Source organism: Lysobacter antibioticus, from assembly GCF_000731095.1.
GTDB classification, from domain to species: Bacteria; Pseudomonadota; Gammaproteobacteria; order Xanthomonadales; family Xanthomonadaceae; genus Lysobacter; species Lysobacter antibioticus_B.
On sequence record NZ_JMTZ01000137.1, the window covers coordinates 1 to 5544 of the forward strand.

4 protein-coding genes are annotated in these 5544 nt (G+C 66.4%); 2 read left to right on the top strand and 2 right to left on the bottom strand.

All coding sequences use genetic code 11. From position 1 onward, the window contains the following. The first annotated feature begins 506 nt into the window (after nucleotides 1-506). Nucleotides 507-1721: a S1 family peptidase gene (locus EX88_RS0122420; RefSeq protein ID WP_051885441.1), complete on the top strand. Its 1215-nt coding sequence runs from the start codon at nucleotides 507-509 to the stop codon at nucleotides 1719-1721. Nucleotides 1722-1831: 110 nt separating this feature from the next. Here EX88_RS0122420 and EX88_RS26310 read toward each other — a convergent pair whose 3' ends face one another. After that, nucleotides 1832-2125 carry a hypothetical protein gene (locus EX88_RS26310; RefSeq protein ID WP_152566426.1) on the bottom strand — a complete coding sequence of 98 codons (294 nt, stop codon included), beginning with the start codon at nucleotides 2123-2125 and terminating at the stop codon, nucleotides 1832-1834. A gap of 82 nt (nucleotides 2126-2207) precedes the next feature. Between EX88_RS26310 and EX88_RS0122425 the strand changes: the two genes are divergently transcribed. Beyond that, nucleotides 2208-3422 (top strand): S1 family peptidase, encoded by a 1215-nt coding sequence (locus EX88_RS0122425; protein WP_051885442.1) that lies wholly within the window; start codon nucleotides 2208-2210, stop codon nucleotides 3420-3422. 324 nt (nucleotides 3423-3746) lie between these two features. Here EX88_RS0122425 and EX88_RS0122430 read toward each other — a convergent pair whose 3' ends face one another. Further along, nucleotides 3747-5288, bottom strand: coding sequence for a S1 family peptidase (locus EX88_RS0122430; protein WP_051885443.1), 1542 nt, complete (start codon nucleotides 5286-5288; stop codon nucleotides 3747-3749). Nucleotides 5289-5544 lie beyond the last annotated feature (256 nt).

Here is a 5544-nt window from a genome sequence, read left to right on the forward strand (position 1 = left end):
GACTCGCGTCGCTCCTACCCCTTGGATCGTCGGCCTTTGTAGGAGCGGCGTAAGCCGCGACCGCGACAAGGCCACTGCGACGAACCCTGCCCCGCAGCGTGGGTCGCGACTCACGTCGCTCCTACAAGAAGCCCAGCTTCAAGGGGTAGGAGCGGCGCAAGCCGCGACCGCGCGGCTTCCGATCACAGCGGAAACATCCCCGTGCGATGACCACACCAGCGCCCCCTGCTCCGCCCCTCGACAGCCGGTTCCCTACCCGCGCTTGGCGCTTGCATAAGACGGTCATCGTCCCGCCCCTTCGTTCACGATTTTCATAATCGGAAACGGCCTTGACCACGCCGAAACCAGGTAATTCGTCTCAGTTTCGAGGTAGGGGTGCCACGCCGGGGCCCCGTTTTAGTCAATGCGGCCCGGCTGAGCGCTTCGTGCCTGCCACCCCCAGCGACCTGCCCCGGCCCCGCCGCCACTGTTGTCCGCATCCCTCTCTGTCTTAGGAGTTTTTGGATATGCGCAAGTTCAGTATGTCGGTTCTCGCTGCCACCGTAGCCATGACCGTATCCGGCGCGGCCCTCGCCGCCGACGACCTCGCCCCCGCGTTGAAGTCGGCCATGCAGCGCGACCTGGGATTGTCGGGCACGCAGCTCGCTCAGTACCTGAAGACCGAACGCCTCGCCGCACAACAAGAAAAGACTCTGGAAAAGCAGCTCGGCCGCAACTTCGCCGGCGCCTGGCTCGAACGCAAGGCCGACGGCTCGTTCGGCGTGGTCGCCGCCAGCACCTCGATCAAGGCCGCCAAGGCCGCGGCCGGCGTGGAAACCCGCCAGGCGCGTCATAGCCTGGCCGCGCTCAATGCAGCGAAGGGACAACTCGACAGCCAGCTCGCGCGCAACGGCAAGGCACCGAAAGGCGTGTACAGCTGGGCGGTGGACCTGCCGAGCAACAGCGTGACCGTGGGCGTGGCCCCGGGCGCGGAAGAAGCCGGCGTCGACTTCGTCGCGCGCAGCGGCCTGGATGCGAGCACCGTGCGTTTCGAAACCCTGAGCGAAGCGCCGCAGCGCCGCATCGCCATCCAGGGCGGCCGCGGTTATCTGCGCGACCCGGGCGACGGCTACGTCTATGCCTGCTCGGTCGGCTTCCCGGTGACCAAGGGCACCACCCTGGGCTTCGCCACCGCCGGCCATTGCGGCGACACCGGCGAAGTCGTGTATCACGAAGTCTCGCAGTGGACCCCGGGCGTGCGCCTGGGCTCGTTCGCCGCCTCGTCGATGCCGGACGGCAACCAGAGCGGCCCCGACCGCGGTTGGGTGCAGGTCGACAACACCCACACCCTGTCGGCCAGCGTCTACGGCTATGGCAGCGGCGACGTCAACGTCGCCGGCAGCACCGAAGCCGCGGTAGGCGCTGCGCTGTGCCGTTCCGGCCGCACCAGCGGCTGGCGTTGCGGCGCCATCCGCAGCAAGAACATGACCGTGTCCTACGTCGACGACGCCGGCAACCCGGACGGCACCGTGACCGGCCTGACCCAAACCACCGCCTGCGCCGAAGGCGGCGACTCGGGCGGTTCGTACATCACCGGCGCCGGCCAGGCGCAGGGCGTGCTGTCGGGCGGCAGCGGCAGCTGCAAGGGCCGCCAGGGCCGCACCGGCGGCGGCAACAGCTACTTCACCCCGATCAATTCGATCCTCAGCACCTATGCCTTGACCTTGAAGACCACGCCGTAATCCATCGCGGTTGCGACAGGTGTCCGAGCGCCCCGGGTTTCCGGGGCGCTTTTTTTTGCCCGGCGTAATCGGCGGCTGTCGCTTCACCGGCGTGCGCCGCAACCGCGCCATTACTTCAATGACGACGTGCGATCGATACATCGATGGCGCGCCTCATCGCAACCGATCGATGCGCGCATGTGTGACAACGGGTCATCGACGACCGCGAAAGCTCCGAGCAACGTTTCCGCATCAAGCGAAAGAAATCCACTGTCACAACAAAGCGTGCGCAAACCGCTATTTCCAAGATGTTTTCCTGCTTTAAAAAAACTCGCTTCCGGAACCAACAAGGACGTCTCATTTCGCGCGTAGGGCAAACAGATCGCGTCGCGTTCTAATCGATGCGGCCCGATGAAGCGCTGCATGCGATGCAACCTCACGCATGACAACGCCGCGCTTTAACGGCCGCGAATCTGATTACCCCCACTCGTCCATGGAGTTTCTGGAATGCGTAAATTCAATATTTCGATCGTCGCTGCCGCCGCGGCCATGTTCGTATCCGGTGCGGCCGTCGCCGCCGACGATCTCGCTCCCGCGCTGAAGACCGCCATGCAGCGCGACCTGCGTCTGTCCGGCCCGCAGCTGATCCAATACCTCAAGGCCGAACGCCTTGCCGCGCAGCAGGAAAAAACCCTGGCCAAGCAACTCGGCCGCAACTTCGCCGGCGCCTGGCTCGAGCGCAAGGCCGACGGTTCGTTCGGCGTGGTCGCCGCCAGCACCGCGATCAAGAACACTCAGGCCGCAGCCGGCGTCGAAACCCGTCGCGCCCGTCACAGCCTCGCCGCGCTCAATGCCGCCAAGGCGCAACTCGATGGCCTGCTCAACCGCAGCGCCAAGGCGCCGAAGGGCGTGTACAGCTGGTCGGTCGACCTGCCCAGCAACACCGTCACTGTGGGCGTCGCCCCGGGCGCGGAAGACACCGGCGTCGACTTCGTCGCCCGCAGCGGCCTCGATGCGAGCGTGGTGCGTTTCGAAACCCTGAAAGACGCACCGCAGCGCCGCATCGCCATCCAGGGCGGCCGCGGCGTGCTGCGCGAAGTCGGCGACAACCGTATTTCGGCTTGCTCGATCGGCTTCTCGGTCACCAAGGGCAACAGCGCGGGCTATGCGACCGCCGGCCATTGCGGCAACGTCGGCGACATCGTGTATCACGAAGTCGCCAAGTGGGAACCGGGCGTGCGCGTCGGCACCTTCGCCGCATCCGCCATGCCGGACGATAACGCGCGCGGCCCCGACCGCGGCTGGGTCCGGGTCGACAACACGCACGTGCTGTCGGCCAGCGTCCACGGCTATGGCAACGGCGACGTCGCCGTGCGCGGCAGCACCGAAGCCGCCGTCGGCACGGCCGTCTGCCGTTCCGGCCGCACCACCGGCTGGCATTGCGGCGCCATCCGCAGCAAGAACGTCACCGTGTCCTACACCGACGACTACGGCAACCCGGACGGCACCGTCACCGGCCTGACCCGCACCACCGCCTGCGCCGAAGGCGGCGATTCCGGCGGCTCGTTCATCACCGCCGAAGGCCAAGGCCAGGGCGTGCTGTCGGGTGGCAGCGGCGACTGCCGAGGCGCCGCGGGCGACAACGGCGGCGGCAACAGCTACTTCACCCCGCTCAATTCCATCCTCAAGGCCTACACGCTGACCCTGCGCACCAGCCCGTAATCCATCGCGGTTGCGACTATGGGTCGAACGCCCCGGAGGTTTCCGGGGCGTTTTTTTTTGGGACGCACTCACCTGCAACCCCAAGGGGTAGGAGCGGCGCGCGCCGCGACCGCGGAGTTGCGGTCTCGCGTCGAACCACACAGGTATCCGGCGCGGTCTCGGTTACACGGGAATCCGGCGCCAGTTGGATACCTCGCGGTCGCGGCTCGCGCCGCTCCTACCCTTTGCAAACTCGGTTGCATGGGAATTCGGCGCGAGATGGCCGAGCCAAACGGATTCGCAAACGACGGCCGGATACCCGGCCGTCGTTCACTCAGCCGCCGATCAAGGCTCGATCGTGATCGTCGGCGGACTGCCGTCGCCACGCGCCGCCGCTCCACTAGCCGCGGTCGGGGCCGTGCAGGTGCTGGTGTGGTCGATCGCATTGGTCGTCGCCCCATCCGCGCCGACCAGGGTCGTGCGCCAGGCGAAGGTGGCGGTCGGCATCGTCCCGGTGGTCGTGCACTTGAAATTGAAGGTCAACGGCGAGGCGGTATTGCTGGTGTAACTGCCGTTGTAGTCGTTGCAGGTCCAGCCGGAAGGACAGCTGATGATCTTGGTCTTGCGCTGCACCGTGAACTTCGGCACGCCCTTGTAGAACACCTGCGCCTGAAAGGCGACGTTGTGCGGCCCCGACACGTTCGGGATGCGGTCCAGGCTGAAGGCTTCCTTCAACACCGACACGCCGAGCGCGGAGAAATGGTCCACCGGCACGAAGTACAGGTCGTTATGGGTCGGCGTGCCCGGGCCGCCGCGTCCGTGGACGATGCCGTAGGCGGTGTTGGTGCCGAACACCGGCCCGCCGCTGTCTCCGACGTCGTTCATCACCTGGTTGCTGGCGTTGTGCACGCGGATGAAAGTACCCACCGCTCCGTTGTACATCCCCTGCGCGTTCTTGTCGGCGACCTGGCCGCAGGTGTAGTTGGTGGTGATGCCGTTCTTGCATGCCGTCGCGCCCAACGGCAGGTTGGCCGCGGTCGTCACGCTGGTGATCTCCATCGTCGCCTGCGGCCCGCCGACCAGCTTGATCTGGTTGCTTTGCACCTGCGGCGTGCCGCCGGACTGCTTGTTCCACTGCAAGTCCAGCGAACCGCTGTTCTGCTCGCTCTTGAACGCCAGGGTCACGTTCGGGCTGCCGATGTAAGTCAGCGCATTCTCGCAATGCCCCGCCGTGATCACCCCAAGCTCGCGCGTCGCGTTGACCACGTTGAAGCCGGTCGTGCAGCGCAGTGTCGCCCCATCGACCCGACTGCCGCCGACGATCGCCGTGGGCGACATCAGCGCCGGCACCTTGTGCAGCTTGATGTAGTCGGCCACTGCCATCAGCCCGGACAGGCGCTTGGAGGCGGTCGCGGTGTCGAGCACGAACAAATTGACCTGCGAAGTCTTGAGGTCCAGCCCCGACTCGAACGCGACACCCGACTGGCTCAACTGGGCCGCCAGTTCCTCCTGCGCCCCGCGCAGCAACTCCAACGGGCGCGGCGCCAGTTGCGCCACGAACAGCGGGTCCTTGGTGTAGCGCGACAGCAGCGCCTTCGGCGTCTTGGTGAACCGCACCACCACCCGGTAAGTCGGCTGGTGCTCGATGTACAGCCCGGCGAAGGTATCCGGCAACTCGCGCTGCAGCCGCTGCTCCAACTGCGCGATCTCCGGCACCTGCGCCGTCCGGCGCTTCGCTTCGGCCAGCGGCACTTTGAACTGCTGCGCATACGACACCGCGATCGGGTCGCCGCCGGCCGGCTGCGCATTGAGGCCCAGCGAGAACAGCAAGCCGACGGCCAGCGCGGTCGGGGCGAGACGTGCGGAATGACGGTATCCAAAATCCATGAGGAAACGCTCCTTTGGTTGTCGACAGGCAGGCGCCTGTCGCCCGAGGTATAGCGTTCGCGGCACCGATGAGAAGCCGGTACTGTCAAAAGTGACGCAGGATGTTGGGAGCCGAGCGAGCGAAACGCGACGGGCGTGCCGGTTTGATGGAGGACCAAGGGTAGGAGCGGCGCGAGCCGCGACCGCGGAGTGACGATCTCGCGCCGAACCACACAGGCATCCCGCGTGGCCTCGGTTGCAGGGAGATTCAACGCGA